We start from the raw sequence: 20,980 nt of genomic DNA on the forward strand, positions 1-20,980 counted from the left end.
ATATCGGACTGGATAATTTGTATATGACTTTGAAAAAGCTTTTTCGCCATGATATTGATACTTTCTGACCCAATATTGAAGTATACTTTTGTTCACGCCAATCTGTTTTGCAATTCTAAGCAAGCTCTCACGGTCAATGAGGTATCGTTTTACCGCTTTGATTTTATCTTCAATTGTAAATTTAGCCAAAGAAAAGCACCTCCAAATGTTAGACTGTGTCTAATATTTGGGGTGCACTTCACCTCATTTGCCCCATTTTAAAATAGATTTTGGCTCATTTCGCTATTTGATGTGAAATTGTAGAACGGTTGTAAAGACGGGTAAGAAAAGAGATTCATTATACAATCGTGTCATCCAAATGAAATAAAAAGTTATCTTTTTTTATGAGTCGAATGAAGGAACAATGAAAATATTGTAGAAATATTGTAGAGGAATGAGGCTGGAAAAGGGGTGTAAGAGAATGACTGAAACGCTCAATGGCAAGCAAGTAACCGCTGCGGAAGATACCAGAAAACTAGCAAAAGAGAATGAATATTTGCGAACTGAGTTGATGCAGCAGAAAAGGCTTTTAAATAAGACGTTAGATGCCATTTTTATATTTGATCAGCACCTCAACATTATTCAAGCCAATGAAGCGACATGCACGCTTGTACAGACACCGAAAGAAGACCTCCTCAATAAATCCGTTCTAGATTTCCTATACGGCATCCCGAAAAATAAAATTGATTGCTCACTCGAGATTTTTTTCCGAGAAGGAACATTGAAAAGAGAAATCTCCATTCAGCTTGAAAATAGGGAGACAAAATATATTGAATTTGTCGCAGAGCATGACATAGTGAATGAACAATATATTGTGATCATGCGAGATATCTCGTCAAAGAAAATTTTAGAACGAGAACGCTCCATGAATGAGCAGCTGTTCAAAGATTTATTTGACCGAGCAATTGATGGTATGGTCATTTTTGATCAGGATGGCTGCATGATTGACGCAAATCACTCTTTTTGTCAAAGCTTCGAGCTTCAAAAGACAGATTTAACAGATCGTTATTTAAATGAATTTGTTGAAGAAGAAAATCTTCCTGCCTTGCATCACCTTTTAACGTCACTAAAAGAAACGGGGAAAGCAAAGGGGGAGCTTCCCGTGACCCTTCAATCTGGTCAGCACAAATTATTCGAACTGACCATTACATCAAATGTCATGAGCGGTTTTTATATGTCCATCATGCGGGATATTACAGAAAAAAGATTAATGGAAGAGAAGCTGTTAAAAAGTGAAGAACGCTTTAGAGAAATATTTGAAAATGCGATGGATGCCATCATCATATGGGCGGACGATGGGGAGATTGTGAGAGCGAATCAATCAGCCTGCCGAATATTTGAATTACCGATGCATCAGCTGATAGGTAAGAAATTAACGGATTTTCTAGTCAAATCTGATAAGAGATATCGACCAACAATAAGACAATATATGAGAAATCATGAAATAAGAGAAGAACTATTGTTTAGAATGGCAAACGGTCAATTCAAAGAGCTAGAATTTACATCGAAGCATGCGGTATTTGAGGGTCAGCATTTAACCATTTTACGTAATGTTAGTGATAGAAAGCGAATGGAGCAGGAGCTGCGCGAAAGTGAGCTCAAATTCCGTAAAGTATTTAATGGGTCAATGGATGGCATTGTCCTTTTTGATAATCAATACCGCATGATTGATGTCAATCCCTCTGCGAGCGAGCTTCTTGGACTGAAGGATGATCATTTAACTGAAATGAGCCTTTTCCATATTCTTGCGCCATATCAGATCGAAAAATTGGCTCAGCCAGCTCAGACGATGTCATTAGATGAGATGGACAACGAAGTTCCGTTTGTGCTGAACCATCCAGATCAGCGCATACTGGAGTTCTCCTTTAAACGCAACATTATTCATAACATGAATCTGGCGATCTTTAGAGATGTGACAGAGCGGAAAGAATTAGAGGAGCGGGTGAGAAAATCAGATACACTTCATGTGGTCGGAGAGCTTGCTGCTGGAATTGCCCATGAAATTAGAAATCCGATGACGGCATTAAAAGGTTTCATTCAGCTGTTGAAAGGAAATATTGAAGGGGAGTATTCTCTCTATTTCAATGTCATCACATCAGAGCTAAAAAGAATTGAATCCATCATTACAGAATTTTTGATTTTAGCGAAGCCGCAAGCCATTGTGTATGAAGAAAAAAATGTGGTGCAAATTGTGAAAGACACGATGGATCTTTTGCACGCCCAGGCCAATCTTGGCAATGTCCAAATGCACCTGAATGTATTGGATGAGATTCCGCTTATCTACTGTGAACAAAATCAATTAAAGCAGGTCTTTATTAACATTTTAAAAAATGCGATTGAAGTGATGCCGCAGAAAGGAAATGTATACGTGAGTATTCAGCGGAAGGGCGACGAGCATATTGTCATCTCACTGCGTGATGAAGGATGCGGAATGACAGAGGATAAACTAAAGCGTCTCGGCGAACCATTTTATACAACGAAAGAAAGAGGAACTGGACTTGGTTTAATGGTCAGTTATAAAATTATTGAGGAGCATCAAGGAACCATTGAGGTTGAGAGTGAGGAAGGAGTAGGAACAGTTTTCCACCTCACTTTACCACTGAGACAACAAAGACAAGAAGGAGAGCTTTAATGTGTATTATACAGTCTATAGCGCACCAGTCGGGGAAATATACATACTAGAAAAAGACGGTTTCATCGTCGAAGTAATGTTTGATGATGAGCCGTTTATGACAAAAAAGCAGGTAGCCCATCTAAAAAAAGAAGATACGTCTGTATTACGAGAAGCGAAAAAACAGCTTCATGAGTATTTTCACGGTCATCGTAAAGTATTCGATCTTCCTCTCAAGCAATCAGGCTCTTCGTTTCAAGAGCAAATATGGGAGGCACTTTCTGCTATTCCGTATGGTGAATCAAGAAGCTATGCAGATATTGCAGAAGAGATCGGCAATCCAAAGGCTGTCAGAGCTGTAGGACAAGCCAATCGGCGAAATGCATTGCCTATTTTTATTCCGTGTCACCGGGTTATTGGTAAAGACCGGTCATTGACAGGCTATGCAGGAACGAAGACGGATATGAAAGCAGTTCTGCTTGAATTAGAAGGCATCCCTTTTGTTAAAAAATAAATCGATTGACCTGTTCCAAATGTTTGACAAGCGACATATCCTTTTATTAAGCTAAAAAAGTTGGTTGAGGGAAAAAGGAGGGATGCTAGGATGTTTTTGGGAAAAAAAGATAAAATGTATGCCGTGACGTCACTATGTGTCAAAATGAACGTCTTGACGGAGGAACAGAAGAAAGAAATATTAGCTAAAACGATCGAAACAAAAGAGCATGGTGCTCTTAAATGACAAGAACATGTCGCTTTTTTATATTAGAGTGCGATGCTTTCCGTGAAAAGAGCATAGATCTCCTCTGTATAATGCGAAGTGATGATTCCTTTCTTTGTAATCATACATGAAATGAGATGATGAAGAATAACATCAAAGGTCGAAAGCGGTGCTGCCACAAAAAATGGAATTTGCATTTTTATTCGCTGAAACGGTATCTAATGCCCAGGCAAGATTAACGGCTGTTGGACGAGCACGATATAAATATTCCTTTAGTCGAGCTACTACTTTTTTAAAGACATCAATCTCTTCTGTTTTAATCTCTTGGGCACTGAGTGCCAGCCTGAAAGCTTTTGTAATGCCAATAGCAGGTGCTCCGCACACTTTTAATGTCACGATTGCATAATAGACATCTTCTTTTGTATATAAGTGCTCAAACACAGTTTCCAGCCGGTCATATTTGTTGATTCAGAAATTTTAATTCGGTTTTCCCAATCGACGGAACGAAGAACTTCAAATTCTTTAGACAAAACCCGTCACTCCTTTACAGATTGCTGGAATAATGCGACGAGGTCAGACGCAGTTTCCACTGCAAGGTATTGTTTGATGAATGTTTTTCCGAGGGCCAGAGCTCCTTTTTTCTTCTGAAGCCTTCTAGATGTTGATGGAATCGTATCAAGATCAGCCGCATGAGCAAAACCAATTGTTCGTCGAACAAGCTCACAGCCAGCAAAGCCTGTCGCTTCTTTTAAAATACGGTCAAAGGTTGTGTCTAAAAAGCTGTTTGATCCACTGAACGCTTCAATGCTGTCTTCTTTCCAAGCTTTTGTGAACACTTCTTTGAATGTAGCCCATACATTGACAACATGGTTAAAAAGAGGCTGCTGTTCTTGTTCATTCTCACGAGATAAAGCATTCAAGAGTAGATTAGCAATAAAGTGACCGATATCAAATCCAAAAGGGCCATAAAAAGCGAATTCTGGATCAATAATCTTTGTTTCACTTTCACTTGTAAAAATACTGCCTGTATGAAGATCTCCATGAACAAGTGTTTCAGTTGAGGTTAAGAAGATGCGCTTCAGCTCTGCTGCTTTAACTTGCAGTTCAACATCAGCCCACAGCGCTTTCGCATCTTCTCTTAATTCCTCTTCGAAGTCATTTGTTTCGCTATCAAAGAAAGGGTCTGTGAAGACAAGCTTTTCAGTGATGTCACATAAATCAGGATTGGTAAACAGCTTTACGAATTGTTTTTTGATTTTAGGATTCGTAACAAAATCAGATGTGTAAAATAGTGTTTTGCCTAAAAACTCTCCGACATGACGGGATAAATGCGGATAATGTTTTCCGGCAATTAGCCCTTTTCTGACGATTTCTAAGTGTGATAGATCTTCCATTGCTGTCACAGCAAGAGCAGTATCGGAATAATAAACTACTGGCACGAAGTGCGGCGCAAACTCTGACTGCTTGATCAGTGCAGCACTTTCAATTCTTGCACGGTCTAATGTAAGAGGCCAGCTCTCCCCGACAACCTTTGCATAGGGCAAAGCTTGCTTCATAATCAGCCCTTTTTCGTGTTTGTGATCAAAAATATGAAAGACGTAATTTAAATTCCCGTCACCAATTTCGGTACATGTCAAATGACTGCTTTCTTGGATTAATCCAAGTCTAATTGCTAGTGCAACTGCCGAACTCTCTGTTAATTCTTCATATGATGCCGTAAGTGTAACCAATTACTTCCCCTCCAAATCATATAAAAAAGCCTCTTTCTCTTGAGAGAAAGAGGCTTGATGGCGTGTATACTCTAAGCCTCTCTTATCTCTCAGCACATACGACTGATGGAATTAGCACCGTGCCCTATAAGACAATTGTCTTGGCGCTTTACTTGCTGCGCCCCACTTCACAGTGGTATTAACGGTCGGTTGCTGTTGGGGTCAAAAGGCCAAATCCCTCGCCCAACTCTCGATAAGAGAAATCAATTATGTAATTGTTTCATGTCTGCATGTATTTCTTAATTCAAGATATTATCAGAGCTGCTCTTTACATGTCAATCTTTTTTCCGAAATGGCTTTACAATTCATAAAACAATCTATTACAGTGAGTGTATTGTCAAGTAACTTGAATAGAAGGTGAAGAGATGGAATTTCAACAATCAGATGTGTTGAAACATTTACCGAAACAGTTTTTTGCAGCGCTTGTCCAAAAGGTACAGAAAAAAGTGCAGGAAGGGGTAGATGTGATTAATTTAGGCCAGGGAAATCCTGATCAGCCAACCCCGTCACATATTGTGAAAGCCATGCAGGAAGCTGTAGCAAAGCCTGAAAATCATCAATACTCCTCATTCCGTGGAACAGCAAAATTAAAAAAAGCCGCCGCTGTCTTTTATGAAAGAGAATATGGCGTCACGCTTGACCCAATGACGGAGATTGCGATTTTATTTGGCGGGAAAGCGGGACTTGTTGAGCTGCCACAATGCTTACTGAATCCTAATGATACGCTACTTGTTCCGGACCCTGGTTATCCTGATTATTGGTCAGGTGCCGTGCTTGCTGGAGCCAACATGGTCACCATGCCTCTGCTTGAAAAACATCAATTTTTACCTGATTACAATCTATTGTCAGAGGATGATAAGAAAAAGGCAAAATTGATGTACTTAAATTATCCAAACAATCCGACTGGCGCCACTGCAAGTCGTGCATTTTTTGAAGAAACTGTTACTTTTGCGAAAGATTACAGGATGTGTGTTGTTCATGATTTCGCATATGGCGGTATTGGATTTGATGGTGAAAAGCCTATCAGCTTCTTGCAAGTAGAAGGAGCGAAAGAGACAGGAATCGAAATTTTTACATTGTCTAAAACATTTAATATGGCAGGCTGGAGAGTAGGTTTTGCTGCAGGTAATCCGTCTGTGATTGAAGCCATTGAGCTTTATCAGGAGCATCTGTTTGTGTCACTTTTTAAAGCGACACAAGATGCAGCAGCAGAAGCACTTTTAGGTGATCAAACGTGCGTAAAGGTGCAAAATGATCGATATGAGAAAAGACGTAATACGTGGATCGCTCTATGCAAGGAGATTGGCTGGGACGTATGTGTACCGAAGGGGTCGTTTTTTGCTTGGTTAAAAGTGCCTGATGGGTATACATCTGAATCTTTTTCTGACTTATTATTAGAGAAAGCGCATGTAGTCGTTGCGCCGGGGAATGGCTTTGGTACACACGGTGAAGGCTACGTCAGAGTAGGCCTTTTAACAAGTGAGGAGCGGTTAAAAGAAGCTGCTGATCGAATCGCTTCATTGCAGTTGTTTGAAAAAAAGTCATTGTCAACGTAAAAAAATGGTGCGATAATTCAGCCAATATTTAAGAAAATTGAATATTCTTATTAAGCATAGGCAGAGGGACTAGCCTAATAAAGCCCGGCAACTGACTTCCATGAAGCATGGTGCTAATTCTTGCAGCAAGCGCTGAGAGATAAGATTCGGATGAATGAGACGAAACCTCTTTAAGGTGCTGACCAAGCACTTAAAGAGGTTTTTTTATTGACATAAGCAGGAAGCAATCGAAAAGGGGATTCCTAGTGAGTGAATTACAGCAACATATGTACAAACACACCGAGCGGATGAACAAATTGACCGAAAAGCGGAGCATATCGCGTTTGGATTAACGATCGGGTGAAAATGGCCTTTATCAATTAGAGGTGAAAATTGCTTGCCCTGAGGCAACTTTTCAGCTGACATACCCGCCGTTTTAACGTCGATTTTTGGAAAACTTTCACTAGATAGAAAAAATAAAGCTTGTCGGTATAGACTTTTCGGCAGATTTAAAAGAAGTCTGACTATTTAAAAAAAAACATATGAAGAGAAAGGGTTCGCACGTTATATGCAGTCAATTTAGCTGGTAGAACCTTCGATTTTAAAGGTCGAGCAAGGAAGGCCGATTGGAGCTGATGCGAGAACACATTACTTGAGAACGAACAAGAGGCGGCAGTTTATTTAGAAAAGCAAGGGGTTATTTATGAACATTGGGATATTGAAAAACTACTAAATCAGTTATCATAAAAGTATAATTTAACATAACAATAAAAATAAGTAATTTTGGCTGTTTTGCAAAAGGAAATTCGAGACATATACAAAGCGCAAGACGTGATCTCTTAATCTGCTTTTTTAGGAAATTAGGTATAAAATGAGAAAGAAAATAGTTGATATTGATCTTTTGCATAGGATAAAATTCTGTTTAATCCAATATGTCAGTCCTGCCTGTTCAAATTTGAAGTTTACCCAGATATGTTTGGGTAAAAGTTCTTTGGCTGTAAAAAATTAAATAAAATAAGCACATTTTATTTAATTTACAAATAAGGTATAATTTTGGTGTCGGAAATTTAGAGAGTAGCAGATGAATTCATTGCGGGAGCTGAGATAATGAATATGTATGTAAGGAAAGAACAGTTGCTAATGTCAATTGATGAGAAGAGAAAACAGATGGTAGAAGCTGCTCAAGTGGAAGGGTATACTGGTGAGACGACAATCAAATACAGTCAAGAACTGGACAATCTGATGAATGAGTACCAGCATCTTCTTTTTCATGAGAAACATTCTGTTACCTCCTTTCATGATCTTGTGTCCCAAATGAGTCTCTTATCTGTGAATCGTCCCTCTTACTGACATGAAAAAACCGGTCTTGCATAAGCAAAACCGGCTGTATGCTTCAGCTAAAAGGATTGAGCGGAAGGGAGAATGATCATAACCGTTGTTCCTTTATTCACTTCGCTATGAATATCGATTGTCCCGCCATACATCGAAATGATTCGCTTACACACGACAAGCCCAAGGCCGGTTCCTTTTTCCTTCGACGTAATAAATGGCTGGAAGATATGCTTTAGCATCTCTTCTGGAATGCCTTCACCCGTATCTTTCACTTTAATGATGACATGTTCTTTCTCAGCTTCAATCACAATCTTCAAATGACCGCCATTTGGCATAGCTTCTAGAGAATTTTTTGCTACATTTAATACGACTTGTTTAATGTGATCCTTCGTGCAATATACACCAACATCTTGAATTGTATTGATTTGCAAATCAACCTCGACATTATAAAGGTTAGCCTCAGAGAAAACGATCGGCATAATTTCACTCACAATTTCTTTCACCGAATTATTCTGCCATTTTTCTGCAGTTGGTTTTCCTAACACAAGAAACTCACTGACTATTTGGTTAATCCGTTTAATTTCTTCCTCTATAACAGAAAAATAGAGCTGATCTTCTTCTGAATGATACTTCTTTTGCAGTAGCTGTATAAATCCGCTGATGCCTGTTAATGGGTTGCGGATTTCGTGCGCCGTACTTGCTGCGAGTGTTCCAATCAATTCAAGCTTTTGCGCTTCATTTTGATGACGCTCCTGCTGGGTTTGCCTTCTTAAAATGATATATTGGACAAGTGTGAATAGAATATTTAATAAAATAAATGCACTGGATAAGGGAAACAACATAACAGACAGCACTTCACTTGTTGTAGCACGCTGAGGATAAACCTCTAGCTTCCAGCTGTTTTCATCTAAATATGTAGACACGGTGCTGCCTTTTTCTGATGCTGGCTGCGGTCCACTTGTAAACACAACATGGCCATTCTGGTTCAGCATCTTAAAATGAAGCTCTGGATTCAATACATTCATAATGTTTTTTAAATAATCAATTTGAATGGCTGCGACTAGCACATTTGTGACTTGTTCGTTTTCATCCAAAACTGGTACACAAATGGAGAGAATCCGCTGTTTTGTAATTCTACTCACATAGTTATCCGTGATCACGGTCTGCTTTGTCACTTGAATGCGCTTAAAATAATCTCTGAAGGATAGATTGATTTTTTCCTTTAACGGTGTGGTGCTTGCTGTTACATTTCCTTTTTTGTCTAGGAGATACAAGCCTGAAAAACGAGGTTCTTGTTTATAAATTTTATCTAGGATGTTCTTTACTTTTTTCGTTTCCAATGGCTGGTCAAATCCCATGGAAAGGGATGATAATCTCGCTTCTGTTTCACTAATTAAATAATTCATTTGGTTTTTGTGAATATTTAACATAATTGTAGCGGTTTGTTTGTTTTTTAAATCAATTTTTTCCGTTTCTTTTTCGTAGATAAAATAACTAATGATTAGGGTTGGAATCATCACCAAAATAAGGTATAGTCTGACCTTCTTCCAAAACCCTTTCAGTATTCTCATCATTCATCGCTCCAACGTTTTACCTAATAGACTTATTATAGCATTGAAACTATCTATATTACGATCACTTGTGTAATTTTTAAAAAATTAGGTGATTCGTTCTGGTCTCATTTTCATGCTAATAAAGAATCAAGATGTTGACATTTTACTTATTCTTTATTAATGTCACATTAGTGGGGTGCATTTTATAAAGGATGATAAAGAATGGAAAATCTTAATGTTGAGAAATCTTTGAAATTATTTATTGTATTATCACGTGCCTATCGTTCAATTAATCATCACATGAACAAACATATAGTTAAGCACGGTCTGAATCCGACTGAATTTGCTGTACTAGAATTGCTATATCATAAAGGTGATCAGCCGCTACAGCATATTGGCGATAAGATTCTACTAGCAAGCGGAAGTATCACATATGTGGTCGATAAATTGGAGAAAAAAGAACTTCTAAGTCGTAAGGATTGTGCGGATGACCGCAGGGTGACATTTGCACATATTACGGAACAAGGACGAGCTTTGCTTGATGACATCTTCCCAGATCATGCGAAAGAAATCCATGAGATGATTAGTGTGCTAAGTGAAGAAGAGCAGGATGCCTGTATTGATATGCTCAAACATGTGGGACTGCGTGCAAAACATTTATATGATCATAAAGAATAAACATATAAAAAAGAAGCCACTGGCTTCCTTTTTTATTTCCCTTTTTTCTCAATTGGTAAAATGAGTACTTCTACGCGTCTGTTTTTACTTCTGCCTTCCGCTGTATTGTTTGAGGTAATCGGCTTAAATTCACCGTACCCTTTTGTACTAAAATTCTCTTGGTCTAGGTTGCTGTTCTCTAGTAGAATATTTAAGAAGTTGACAGCACGAATGGCGCTTAAATACCAGTTGGATTTAAATTCTGAATTTCTGATGGGTACATTATCTGTATGTCCGCTAATGACAATGTCATGTGCGGGGTTAATGACGAGCAGCTTTGAAATTTCTTTTGCTAACGGGACATCTTGTGGACGAATGACCGCTCGGCCAGAATCAAAGAAAATACTGTCTTCAATTGTAATAAGCAAACCTTCATCTGTGAGCTTTGTTTCAAGTTTAGACTCAAGGTTTTTATTTGCAATGAATGAATCCACTTGTTTTTTTACCTTTGTGAGTACCGCGTGATCTCGGGCTTTCGCTTTGGCTTCTTCATCTTCCTCTGCTGATTTCTTGATTTGATTACTGTTTTCGGTTTCCTCAGTGCTTTGCATGCTTGATTGATCCATAACACCAGTACCACCAGTAAAGACAACATTAAAAGACTTGGCCATCTGTTCATATTTTGCAGCATCAATGGAACTAGATGCAAAGAGCACAATGAAGAGGGCGAGAAGAAGCGTCAGAAGATCGGCATAAGGGATAAGCCAAGACTCATCTACATGTTCATCGTGATCATGTTTTTTACGTTTCCTAGCCATTCTGTTTTTCTCCTTCTTCAATGACAAAATTTGCACGTTCATTCGCTGGTAAGTACATCGAAAGTTTTTGTTCAATGACTTTTGGAGATTGCCCTTCAAGAACAGAAAGAATGCCTTCAATCATAATAAGACGAAGTTTGACTTCTTCTTTGGATTTACGTTTAAGCTTGTTCGCAAATGGATGCCATAAAACATACCCAGTAAAAATCCCAAGCAGTGTGGCAACGAAGGCAGCACTGATGGCGTGTCCTAGTTGTTCAATATCTCCCATGTTTGCAAGTGCAGCAATCAACCCAACAACTGCGCCAAGTACACCAAGAGTTGGTGCGTATGTTCCTGCTTGTGTAAAGATTAATGCACCTGACTGATGTCTTTCCGACATCGCATCGACTTCTTCTGTTAATACGTCTCGAATAAATTCTGCACTTTGGCCATCAACCGCCATGCTTAAGCCGTTATTTAGGAAATCATCATCTACTTCCTCAAGATTTGCTTCTAATGCTAAAAGACCTTCACGACGAGCAATTTGTGCCCAGTTTGAAAAAAGAGGGATCATTTCTTGAATCGTTGGTAGCTGGCTGTCTTTGAAAATTTTTCCGAACAATTTTGGCGTTTTCTTAATCTCACTAGATGGGAATGCAATGACAACAGCTGCAATGGTCCCGACAATAATTATCAATATAGCCGCCGGGTTGATAAGAGCGGTTAGACTCACACCTTTCAAAACTATACCGACACTCAGTGCAATAAATGCTAAAATAATACCAATTAACGATGTTTTGTCCATTATCTCACCAAATCCTTTAACTATCTTTTTCTATAGTTAATATCGGTGTGTTCTAGAAGGGTTTTAGTCAGAATATAAAATTAAGACAGTTTCTGTGAAGAAATTTTGACGAAACCGCTTTCTATACACCGTAAAAAGAAACCCCTTCTTTAATAGAAGGGAATTTCCAGTTCATTAATTTGAGTCGCTTTTATTTAAAAGTAGTTCTTTTAATTTTTCTTCATACATGATTTTGATAAGGTCATAACTCCAGTTCATCATGTGATCCACCTCCTTTTCTTTTATCGTAAAAGAAAAGAGCCAGGTGAGCGTCAGCTTACAGGTGGAACTTAGCCATCACAATATGATGGAGCTTTTCATCCTCCTTAGGATGTACTTATCCTTTTTTCACAACAATTTCATCATGTTCAACATCAACTGTAAAACCAGAAAGATGTTCTTCTTCAAGCAAGATCTCAGTCATTTGATCCTCGATGTGCTCTTGAATGGTTCTTCGTAATGGACGGGCACCAAATTGAGGATGATATCCAAGCTCTGCTATTTTTGCTTTTGCTTCGTTTGTAACGTGAACGGTTAGATTTTGCTCTTTTAATTGCTCTGATAGCTCATTGAGCAGAAGATCAACAATTTGAACTAAATCGTTTTTGTCTAATGAGACAAAATGAATGATGCTATCAAAACGGTTCAAAAATTCTGGTTTGAAATAGGTGCTGAGTGAATCAATTAGTAATGGTTCCTCAATCGATTCTTTCTGATCAGACTGGAAGCCGACTTTGACTGTTTTATCATTGCTGCCTGCATTACTTGTCATGATGATGACCGTGTCTTTAAAGCTGACGGTTCTACCTTGGCTATCTGTTAATCGGCCATCCTCCATGATTTGCAAGAACATGTGCTGGACATCAGGATGTGCTTTTTCGATTTCATCAAGCAAAATAATGCTATATGGTTTTCTGCGGACCTTTTCAGTGAGCTGACCAGCTTCATCATGCCCAACATAACCAGGAGGGGAACCGATGATTTTGGATACGGAATGTTTCTCCATGTACTCACTCATATCTAAACGTATGATGGCATCTTTTGAACCGAATAATTCTTCAGCTAACGTTTTGGATAATTCGGTTTTCCCGACACCTGTTGGTCCAACGAAGAGGAAGGAGCCAGTCGGTCTATGTTTTGCCTTTAAGCCAGCTCTGCTTCTTTTTACAGCTTTCGCCACTTTTTCAACCGCATGTTCTTGACCAATGACTCGCGCTTTTAGGCGGATGTCAATTTCTTTCAATTTTGTTTGTTCGTCTACTAGCAGTTTGCCGACTGGGATGCCTGTTTGTTCTTCCACAATGGCTTGAATGTCTTCAGTTGTGACGACATGTTCTTTGTGATTTGTTTTATTTTGAAGTCTTGATTCAATCGCTTCTTCTTCATCTCGAAGCTTCGCTGCTTTTTCATATTGTTCTTCTTTTAAAGCAGCTTTTTTTTCTGCGGCGATTTGCGCAAGACGGTTTGTCAGTTCATCTTCACTTGTTACATCAAGGGTGAGGTTCGCTTTTGAACCTGCTTCATCCATTAAATCAATGGCTTTATCCGGTAAATGGCGGTCTTGAATATACTGTGAAGATAACTGAACGCACGCCTTAATGGCTTCGTCAGAATAGGTGACACCATGATAGGCTACATATTTATCTTGAATTCCCTTTAAGATCTCGATTGCTTCGACCTGTGTTGGCTCGTCAACGATAACTGGCTGAAAGCGTCGTTCAAGTGCGGCATCTTTTTCAATTTGGCGATACTCTTTTAACGTGGTCGCACCTACTAGCTGCAGCTCGCCTCGTGCAAGGGCTGGTTTTAAAATGTTTCCAGCATCCATTGATCCTTCGGCAGAACCTGCGCCTACAAGAAGATGAATTTCATCTACAAACAAAATGATGTTTTTACGACTTTGCAATTCTTTGATTACCTGCTTCATTCGTTCCTCAAATTGACCACGTACACCTGTGTTAGCGACAAGTGAGGAAACATCTAATAAATAGATTTGTTTGTTTTTTAATTTATTTGGTACATCGCCATTTGCAATTTTCAGTGCAAGTCCTTCGGCGATTGCTGTTTTACCTACACCTGGTTCACCAATGAGAACAGGGTTATTTTTATTTCTTCTATTTAAAATCTCGATGACTCTTGCGACTTCTTTATCACGGCCAATGACTGGATCAATCAGACCAGCATGTGCGCCATTAGTTAAGTTCCGGCCAAGCTCGTCGAGTAAGCCTTTTTGTTTAGGCTGCTCTTGACTTGAGGCATGTCCTGTTGGTTGAGAGAAGAATGAACTTCCTCCGAACAGGTTAGGTCCCATTTTCATTTTTGACTGCTCCATCAAAGAGGTGTAGCAGTCTTCACATAAAGCCATTTGGCTGCGGGAAGAATTCACTTGCATATTCAGGCGAATAGTTGCTTCATTTACTTGACAATGTTGACAACGCATTTGCCATGACCTCCTTAAAATAAAGTTTGACCTTATTTGACCAATTAATGTTAAATAAAATGGTCTAATGTTTGACCATCTTTGACTATAGTATACTCTGACCTATTTTGACTTTCAACTGTTTTGCTCAAAGCTAGATGAAAAATCCTTTTTTGCATTTAATCATGGTTTGTCCTTCTTTTCAAGGAACTTGTCTCATAGGATATTTAATAGACAATCGAAAGTGATGGGTGCGGAGGGGTCACATGAAACGTTCAAATGAATCCGCTTTTCAGCTTGCCTTTGTATATGTAGGAACAGTGGTCGGAGCTGGGTTTGCGACAGGTAAAGAAATCGTAGAATTTTTTGTTCGTTTTGGCTGGATTGGATTAGTGGGAATCCTGATAAGCGGCGCTATTTTTACTGGCCTTGGCGCAAAAATGATGCTCATTTCTAAACGAATTGAAGCGGAGTCATATCAAGATATGAATCGGTTTTTATTTGGAGCAGCTGCTAGTCAATATATTAATGTAATGATGTTTTTTATTTTACTTGGCGTGACTTCAGTGATGATTTCAGGCGCAGGTGCCATTTTTGAGGAGCAGCTTGGCATATCGAAGGAATATGGTGTTTTGTTAACGATCATTCTGAGCGTCGTTGTGCTGTTTAAAGGATCAAAAGGGTTATTTGGTGTGAACGTACTCGTAGTGCCAATGCTTATTTTCTTTTCATTGATTGTGTTTCTTGATTCATTTATTTTTAGCAGCGGTGAAAGTCACGTCCTTGTGCTGCAAATGGGAGAGGGCGAATGGATTTTGTCTGCTATTTCATATGGTGCCTTTAATTTAGCGCTGTCACAAGCTGTATTAGTACCGGTAGCAAATGAAATGACATCTGAAGCTGTGATTAAAAAGGGAGCATTGCTTGGGGGCACCATGCTCACACTCATTTTGCTTGCTTGCTTTTTATCCCTCTCTTCATTAGATATGCTTGAGGCATATGATATTCCAATGGCCCAAGTGGTGTATCAAGTAGCAAACTCCATTCATCTTATCTATTTATTTGTCATCTTCGGCGAAGTTTTTACATCCGTCATAGGTAATTTATATGGGCTAGAGAGACAAGTGAGGGCGTATATACGAATGAAAAGCATCTATACGATATCCCTTATTCTTGTATGCTGCTATGGGATCAGTAAAATCGGATATGGTACACTGATTTCAACGGTTTACCCCATTTTCGGCTATGTCAGTATCTTTTTTATTCTCTTTCTTTGCCTAAAAAAAGTGCCTACATCGCTTGATAGGTAAAAGAAGGGATAGCCTGAATAAAAAATATATGGTACACTATCCTCTGTGAAAATTGAACAAAAATCCGTGAAGACGGGAGAGGTTCTAGCAAAACCCTCTATAAAAAACTAAGGACTTGCCGTATCCTTGGATGTGGCATTTTTTATTTTTTATGGCTAGGACACCTCATTAACATGTGAAGGTGTCTTTTCTTAATAGGGGTTTTCAGGTGCCTTTCAGATGAAGCTTTATACGGGTTGTACGGATCTGCAAAGGGGGAAACAGGAAATGAAAAATGAAAAAGCAGTCGTTGTCTTTAGCGGCGGACAGGACAGTACGACATGTTTATTATGGGCACTTCAACAGTTTGAAGAGATAGAAACAGTTACCTTTCATTATAACCAGCGCCATCAAGAAGAAATTGATGTAGCCAAAAGAATTGCTGACAAGTTAGGTGTGAAGAATCATCTATTAGATATGTCTCTTTTGAATCAGCTGGCACCAAATGCTTTAACAAGAGATGACATTGACATTGAGGAAAAAGAAGGAGAGCTGCCTTCGACATTTGTTCCAGGCAGAAATTTAGTGTTCTTATCCTTTGCATCTATTCTTGCATATCAAATCGGAGCAAGACATATTATCACAGGTGTTTGTGAGACAGACTTTAGTGGCTACCCAGATTGCCGTGATGAGTTTATGAAGTCTTGCAACGTCACAGTGAATTTGGCGATGGAAAAACCATTTGTTATCCATACACCACTTATGTGGCTGAATAAAGCAGAAACATGGAAACTGGCAGATGAACTTGATGGGCTAGACTTTGTGAAAAATGAAACGTTAACTTGCTATAATGGTATCATTTCGGATGGCTGCGGGGAATGTCCTGCTTGTAGGCTTCGGAAAAACGGTTATGACACTTATATGGAAATGAAGGAGGCGAAATAAATGCTTTCTCAAATCTATCCACAAACGAATCATTCATTTTTATTTGAATTGAACAAAGATATGCATCTGTCTGCAGCACATTTTATCCCAAGAGAGGATGCAGGTGCATGCAGTCGTGTACATGGTCATACGTACACGATCAATATCACGATCGCGGGAGATCAACTAGATGAATCGGGCTTTCTTGTCAATTTCAGTACGCTGAAAAAGCTCATTCATGGGCAGTACGATCACACTTTGCTCAATGACCATGAAGAATTTTCATCAAACGATCCATACGCCATGCCAACCACTGAGGTTGTCGCAAAGACAGTACATGACAAAGTGGCGGCATATTTATCGACTTTAGCGAACAGACCGACCTGTGTACAGGTCTTTGTCAGGGAGACACCAACAAGCTATTGCATTTACCGGCCGAAACGAGTTGAGATCAATGGCTAAAGCGATTCCTGTATTAGAAATCTTTGGTCCGACCATTCAAGGAGAAGGGATGGTCATTGGTCAAAAAACAATGTTTGTCAGAACGGCTGGCTGTGACTACTCTTGCAGCTGGTGTGATTCATCATTTACATGGGATGGGTCAGCCAAGCACGATATTCAGTGGATTCAAGCAGAAGACATTGTAAAAGAGCTGAAAAGAATAGGCGGACAGGCTTTTTCTCATGTCACCATCTCAGGAGGGAATCCTGCGCTTTTAAAACAAATGGAATCACTCATTGATTTGTTACATGAAGAAGGGATCGATACAGCGCTTGAAACACAAGGGACGATGTATCAGGACTGGTTTTTAAAAATAGATGATTTAACCATTTCTCCAAAGCCGCCAAGCTCAAATATGAAAACAGATTTTACGAAACTGACACGTATCATGGATGAATTGAAAAGTGGAAACAGGCTGAAGCATGCAAGCCTGAAGGTCGTGATCTTTGATGATCGTGATTTAGCCTATGCGAAGGATGTTCATGCGAAATACCCAGAGCTTCCTTTTTATTTACAGGTAGGAAATGATGATATGACGACAGTTGACGATGCTTCCTTATTAACGCATTTATTAAAGAAATATGAAGTGCTTGTAGATCAAGTGGCGCAAGATCCAGACTTGAATCGTGTGAGAGTCTTACCACAGCTCCACACGTTATTGTGGGGAAATAAACGAGGCGTATAGAAAGGAATAGGCGATATGACGACAAGAAAACCAGAAGAATTAGAAGGTGTCACTTTACTAGGAAACCAAGGAACGAATTATTTATTTGAATATGCACCACAAGTGCTTGAGACGTTCCCGAATAAACATACAAGTAGAGATTATTTCGTGAAATTCAATTGCCCAGAGTTCACATCTCTTTGTCCGCAAACAGGGCAGCCGGATTTTGCGACGATTTATATCAGCTATATTCCCAATGAAATCATGGTCGAAAGTAAATCGTTAAAATTATATTTGTTCAGCTTCCGTAACCATGGTGACTTCCATGAGGATTGTATGAATATTATCATGAACGATCTAATTGAATTGATGGACCCAAGGTATATCGAAGTATGGGGCAAATTCACACCAAGAGGCGGCATTTCAATTGACCCATATACGAACTACGGAAAACCTGGGACAAAGTATGAAGAAATGGCGTCGTATCGTATGATGAATCATGATATGTATCCAGAAACGATTAATAATCGCTAATCATTTAGGAAAAGACATGCCGAGTGATATGAGGCTGAAAACATAAAAAAAGAGAAGAGTCATGTCACTCTTCTCATACCAATAGGAATAGAACTTGCTAGGACGGCTGGGGGCTATCAGCTCGTAAATGTATTATACAATACAGAACGTATGTTTGTAAAGGCGGTCGTGCTTTTTTTCCTTATCACGTTTTCCTTGAGATAAAATAGGAGCAACGAGTGAAAAACGGAGGCGTATGTGTTGTAAACAAAGAAGAGAAAACAGAGAAGTTGCTAATGGATCTAAGAGAAGAGTTTTATATGCTCGACCATCAAAACAAAAGCGGAAATGCAAACCTTTCATACGAAAAAGACTGATGCTTCATCCATACGATGTATTAAGACGAAATGAAAAACACTCCATCTTTTTGTACAAAGAAATGGCCTTTTGATTTGTAGAGAAAACGGCTAAACAAATCTTTTCAATTGATGGGTTCTTTTCTGCCCAATCTAATAAGGCTGTTAGTAACATTTCCCCTACGCCTAAACCTCTATAGTTCTTATTAACCATCAACTCGAATGAACCTACATGAGAAGTTCGTTTTGTATTTGATGCATTTTCAAACGCTATCCAACCAATTACTTTCCCGTCTTTTTCAGCAACTATGTATGTCTCATTTTTGTTCTCTATTCTTTTCTGTACCCATTCTTGGTGTTCTAAAAGGGTTTTTTTGTTTTCTTCAGGTGATGTAAGTGATATTTTGATTCAGCAATAACTGATTTCTGTATTTCTAAAGTAGTTACAGCATCTTCTATTTGACCAAGACGCACAATCATTTGATTTGAATTTTTAGACCTAATACTGCATCTCATCACTTTATTTTAACTAAAAGGTATTTGAAATAGCCTTCACCTTTTTGATAGGATGTGATCAGCTTTGCTTCGTATATCTTTTTATAACGATAGTCTGATTTGAGGATTCAAATTAATGTACGGAGTCTTTGATGATTTTATAGTTTTTATGATTAACGACTGTTAGTGAATCTAGTTCTAAATCTCTATAGTTGTCCATAATCGTGACATCCACAATGACAGAGTTTTCATTCACTTTTTCAACTACACCTGTTAAACCATTTCTAAATTCGATCACATTTCCAATTTTTGCAATCTTCAACAGATCCCTCTCCTTTAAAAACAGATTTCATTACCTATTAAAAAGTATTTTGCAATATTTTCATGCCAATGTAAAGGATAAAGACGTTTTGTTTCGTTTTCATTATACGCTTTTCATACGAATGGTATATTTATTATTTGATCATGGCAAAAAAGGAGCGGTTTTTTTTGACTGAAGAACAAATCACACAATACTTGAATCATGACGGAATGGGACAGAGAAGCAAGTTTAACCATTCAAGAGATGATTTTTTATCTTTTCGTTCTTTCTGTTTTGGTAAAGCAAGATGATTTTAAACAATTTCGCAGAATGGCCAAACATGGTGGAGATGTTATTTTTGAATATCTTAAAGAAGCAAGAAGCTTTTTTGTCACGCTTCAAACCAGCCTGATACATATGAAAAGAAAATGTAATAACCCATAATCAGGATCATAAGGATGATTATAGGCTGAAAAGAGGCCTTTTTAAGCGCTAACATTTCCAGTTCGTGTGTATTACAACTAGGACATGCCAGTTAATGACGGAATTTGGACAGGCATGCAAATCTTTGTGCGTGAAAATAAAAGAAGCTCTTGTTAGAGTGGACAAGTATCTTACGTCCTACTTTGATGAAAGGAGGAATTAAGCAATTGATTAAAATTCATACAGCTCTTTTTGTCATCCTGATACTAGTCTCAGCGATGAAAATGGACAATAACAATATACAAAATCAGCAAGGCACATTAAGTCAGAAACTTGCACAAGCATCTGTTAAGCATCAGCTTTCATATATAGATCAAGATGATCATTACACGGACATCCCAGCATTTTCAGAGGAGAAGCATCAGCCGAAAGTCAAAATGCTAAGTACGCTAACGGAAGAAAAGGCTTTAAAACCGAAGCAAAAGAAAAAAGTAATGTCTGAAACGACGAAAGAGGTAAGCTCAAAAAATAAAACGCGTTATACGAATGAAGAGATGGACTTGCTTTCTAGATTGGTACATGCTGAAGCAAAAGGTGAATCGTACGAAGGAAAAAAAGCTGTGGCGAGCGTTGTCTTAAACCGGGTAGAACATGGCTCTTTTCCTGACAGTGTCAGAGGGGTTATTTATCAGCGAAATGCTTTCCAACCAGTTTCCAATGGAAGTATCAATGATAAGGCAGATCAAGATTCGATTAAGGCTGTGAAGCAGGTTGTGAAAGTAGATGATAGAACGACAAAGGCCATTTATTTTTACAATCCGAAAATTGCCACAGATAATTGGATTCGTTCTTGTAAAATTGTAGAGCGCATCGGCCGTCACGTATTTGCAGTGTAAAGAAAAGCACAGCCCAGGGGACTGACCCCCTAAGATGAGACAAATAAAAAACACCTTCAAGTTTGAAAACGGACCGTTGTGATCCGAAATAAAACATGGAGGTGTTTTTTCTATGGGGACAAGAGTGAGTTATCCAGTTGAAGTCAAACAGAAGGCTGTAGAAATGAGATTGGCAGGTGTACCTATGAAAGAGATCATGCAGGAATTGAATATCAAGAATAAGACGCAGGTTCAGACATGGGTGAGGTGGCATAAGGCTGGGGATACACACAGGTTCGAACAGCCTGTTGGAAAACAATATATCTATGGAAAGGGTCCCGAGTACTCTTCCGAATTAGAGA

Annotated in this window: 23 protein-coding genes, 1 pseudogene and 3 riboswitches; of the genes and pseudogenes, 15 read left to right on the forward strand and 9 right to left on the reverse strand. The window is 38.8% G+C overall.

Annotation, left to right across the window (positions count from 1 at the left end; all coding sequences use genetic code 11):
• A partial coding sequence (locus WAX46_RS13005) for a transposase (protein ID WP_336493159.1) occupies positions 1–189 on the reverse strand: 189 nt, incomplete at its 3' end.
• Between the two features lie 271 nt (positions 190–460).
• Here WAX46_RS13005 and WAX46_RS13010 point away from each other — a divergent pair.
• The 3 genes from WAX46_RS13010 (at position 461) to WAX46_RS13020 (ending at position 3,389) form a co-directional block, all read left to right on the forward strand.
• Positions 461–2,671, forward strand: coding sequence for a PAS domain-containing sensor histidine kinase (locus tag WAX46_RS13010; RefSeq protein ID WP_226567063.1), 2,211 nt, complete (start codon positions 461–463; stop codon positions 2,669–2,671).
• 1 nt (position 2,672) lies between these two features.
• A complete protein-coding gene (locus tag WAX46_RS13015) occupies positions 2,673–3,164 on the forward strand; it encodes a methylated-DNA--[protein]-cysteine S-methyltransferase (protein WP_336494159.1) in 492 nt (163 codons plus the stop codon).
• Between the two features lie 90 nt (positions 3,165–3,254).
• A complete protein-coding gene (locus tag WAX46_RS13020; protein WP_264188634.1) occupies positions 3,255–3,389 on the forward strand; it encodes a hypothetical protein in 135 nt (44 codons plus the stop codon).
• A 132-nt stretch (positions 3,390–3,521) separates the two neighbouring features.
• On the opposite strand, the gene WAX46_RS13025 is transcribed toward WAX46_RS13020, so the two are convergent.
• Positions 3,522–3,809: a hypothetical protein gene (locus WAX46_RS13025; protein WP_226567061.1), complete on the reverse strand. Its 288-nt coding sequence runs from the start codon at positions 3,807–3,809 to the stop codon at positions 3,522–3,524.
• 95 nt (positions 3,810–3,904) lie between these two features.
• Positions 3,905–5,098: an S-methyl-5-thioribose kinase gene (gene mtnK / locus WAX46_RS13030; RefSeq protein WP_336494160.1), complete on the reverse strand. Its 1,194-nt coding sequence runs from the start codon at positions 5,096–5,098 to the stop codon at positions 3,905–3,907.
• Between the two features lie 80 nt (positions 5,099–5,178).
• Positions 5,179–5,336, reverse strand: a riboswitch (SAM riboswitch).
• Between the two features lie 166 nt (positions 5,337–5,502).
• On the opposite strand from mtnK, the gene WAX46_RS13035 reads away from it, so the two are divergent.
• From WAX46_RS13035 to WAX46_RS13045, 3 genes and pseudogenes are all read left to right on the forward strand, one after another.
• Positions 5,503–6,693 carry a pyridoxal phosphate-dependent aminotransferase gene (locus tag WAX46_RS13035; RefSeq protein ID WP_336494161.1) on the forward strand — a complete coding sequence of 397 codons (1,191 nt, stop codon included), beginning with the start codon at positions 5,503–5,505 and terminating at the stop codon, positions 6,691–6,693.
• 44 nt (positions 6,694–6,737) lie between these two features.
• A riboswitch (SAM riboswitch) is annotated at positions 6,738–6,839 on the forward strand.
• A 107-nt stretch (positions 6,840–6,946) separates the two neighbouring features.
• Positions 6,947–7,195: pseudogene (mtnW, locus tag WAX46_RS13040) on the forward strand (2,3-diketo-5-methylthiopentyl-1-phosphate enolase); the annotation flags it as partial.
• A gap of 584 nt (positions 7,196–7,779) precedes the next feature.
• Positions 7,780–8,022 carry an aspartyl-phosphate phosphatase Spo0E family protein gene (locus WAX46_RS13045; RefSeq protein WP_226567058.1) on the forward strand — a complete coding sequence of 81 codons (243 nt, stop codon included), beginning with the start codon at positions 7,780–7,782 and terminating at the stop codon, positions 8,020–8,022.
• A gap of 47 nt (positions 8,023–8,069) precedes the next feature.
• Here the strand turns inward: WAX46_RS13045 and WAX46_RS13050 are convergent, their stop codons facing one another.
• Positions 8,070–9,575 (reverse strand): ATP-binding protein, encoded by a 1,506-nt coding sequence (locus WAX46_RS13050; protein WP_281430307.1) that lies wholly within the window; start codon positions 9,573–9,575, stop codon positions 8,070–8,072.
• A 204-nt stretch (positions 9,576–9,779) separates the two neighbouring features.
• Between WAX46_RS13050 and WAX46_RS13055 the strand changes: the two genes are divergently transcribed.
• Positions 9,780–10,235, forward strand: a complete 456-nt coding sequence (locus WAX46_RS13055; RefSeq protein ID WP_226567056.1) for a MarR family winged helix-turn-helix transcriptional regulator — start codon at positions 9,780–9,782, stop codon at positions 10,233–10,235.
• A gap of 32 nt (positions 10,236–10,267) precedes the next feature.
• Here the strand turns inward: WAX46_RS13055 and motB are convergent, their stop codons facing one another.
• The 3 genes from motB to WAX46_RS13070 all read right to left on the reverse strand — a co-directional run bounded on the left by motB (position 10,268) and on the right by WAX46_RS13070 (position 14,298).
• Positions 10,268–11,032: a flagellar motor protein MotB gene (gene motB, locus WAX46_RS13060; protein WP_336494162.1), complete on the reverse strand. Its 765-nt coding sequence runs from the start codon at positions 11,030–11,032 to the stop codon at positions 10,268–10,270.
• Entirely contained in the window at positions 11,025–11,819 is a 795-nt protein-coding gene (gene motA, locus WAX46_RS13065) for a flagellar motor stator protein MotA (protein WP_226567054.1), read from the reverse strand. Before motA ends, motB begins: the two co-directional genes overlap by 8 nt.
• Before the next feature lie 376 nt (positions 11,820–12,195).
• Positions 12,196–14,298, reverse strand: a complete 2,103-nt coding sequence (locus WAX46_RS13070; protein ID WP_336494163.1) for an ATP-dependent Clp protease ATP-binding subunit — start codon at positions 14,296–14,298, stop codon at positions 12,196–12,198.
• A 245-nt stretch (positions 14,299–14,543) separates the two neighbouring features.
• On the opposite strand from WAX46_RS13070, the gene WAX46_RS13075 reads away from it, so the two are divergent.
• From WAX46_RS13075 to WAX46_RS13100, 6 genes are all read left to right on the forward strand, one after another.
• Entirely contained in the window at positions 14,544–15,587 is a 1,044-nt protein-coding gene (locus tag WAX46_RS13075; protein WP_226567052.1) for a YkvI family membrane protein, read from the forward strand.
• A gap of 72 nt (positions 15,588–15,659) precedes the next feature.
• Positions 15,660–15,704, forward strand: a riboswitch (PreQ1 riboswitch).
• A 150-nt stretch (positions 15,705–15,854) separates the two neighbouring features.
• On the forward strand, positions 15,855–16,511 hold the full coding sequence (gene queC / locus WAX46_RS13080; RefSeq protein ID WP_226567051.1) for a 7-cyano-7-deazaguanine synthase QueC: 657 nt from the start codon (positions 15,855–15,857) through the stop codon (positions 16,509–16,511).
• A complete protein-coding gene (queD, locus tag WAX46_RS13085) occupies positions 16,512–16,952 on the forward strand; it encodes a 6-carboxytetrahydropterin synthase QueD (RefSeq protein WP_226567050.1) in 441 nt (146 codons plus the stop codon).
• A complete protein-coding gene (gene queE, locus WAX46_RS13090; RefSeq protein ID WP_226567049.1) occupies positions 16,945–17,676 on the forward strand; it encodes a 7-carboxy-7-deazaguanine synthase QueE in 732 nt (243 codons plus the stop codon). Before queD ends, queE begins: the two co-directional genes overlap by 8 nt.
• Positions 17,677–17,691: 15 nt before the next feature.
• On the forward strand, positions 17,692–18,189 hold the full coding sequence (gene queF / locus WAX46_RS13095; protein WP_336494164.1) for a preQ(1) synthase: 498 nt from the start codon (positions 17,692–17,694) through the stop codon (positions 18,187–18,189).
• Between the two features lie 218 nt (positions 18,190–18,407).
• On the forward strand, positions 18,408–18,545 hold the full coding sequence (locus tag WAX46_RS13100; RefSeq protein ID WP_336494165.1) for a hypothetical protein: 138 nt from the start codon (positions 18,408–18,410) through the stop codon (positions 18,543–18,545).
• 4 nt (positions 18,546–18,549) lie between these two features.
• Here the strand turns inward: WAX46_RS13100 and WAX46_RS13105 are convergent, their stop codons facing one another.
• Both WAX46_RS13105 and WAX46_RS13110 read right to left on the reverse strand, forming a co-directional pair.
• On the reverse strand, positions 18,550–18,933 hold the full coding sequence (locus tag WAX46_RS13105; protein ID WP_336494166.1) for a GNAT family N-acetyltransferase: 384 nt from the start codon (positions 18,931–18,933) through the stop codon (positions 18,550–18,552).
• A gap of 219 nt (positions 18,934–19,152) precedes the next feature.
• Positions 19,153–19,341 carry a YkvS family protein gene (locus tag WAX46_RS13110; RefSeq protein WP_003211747.1) on the reverse strand — a complete coding sequence of 63 codons (189 nt, stop codon included), beginning with the start codon at positions 19,339–19,341 and terminating at the stop codon, positions 19,153–19,155.
• A gap of 629 nt (positions 19,342–19,970) precedes the next feature.
• Between WAX46_RS13110 and WAX46_RS13120 the strand changes: the two genes are divergently transcribed.
• Positions 19,971–20,639, forward strand: a complete 669-nt coding sequence (locus WAX46_RS13120; RefSeq protein WP_226567046.1) for a cell wall hydrolase — start codon at positions 19,971–19,973, stop codon at positions 20,637–20,639.
• Positions 20,640–20,751: 112 nt separating this feature from the next.
• Positions 20,752–20,980 (forward strand): helix-turn-helix domain-containing protein (locus WAX46_RS13125; protein ID WP_336493650.1); only part of this gene is annotated, 229 nt, incomplete at its 3' end.

Origin of the sequence: Bacillus sp. FJAT-53060 (genome assembly GCF_037104745.1) — a bacterium.
Taxonomy (GTDB): Bacteria; Bacillota; Bacilli; order Bacillales; family Bacillaceae; genus Bacillus; species Bacillus stratosphericus_B.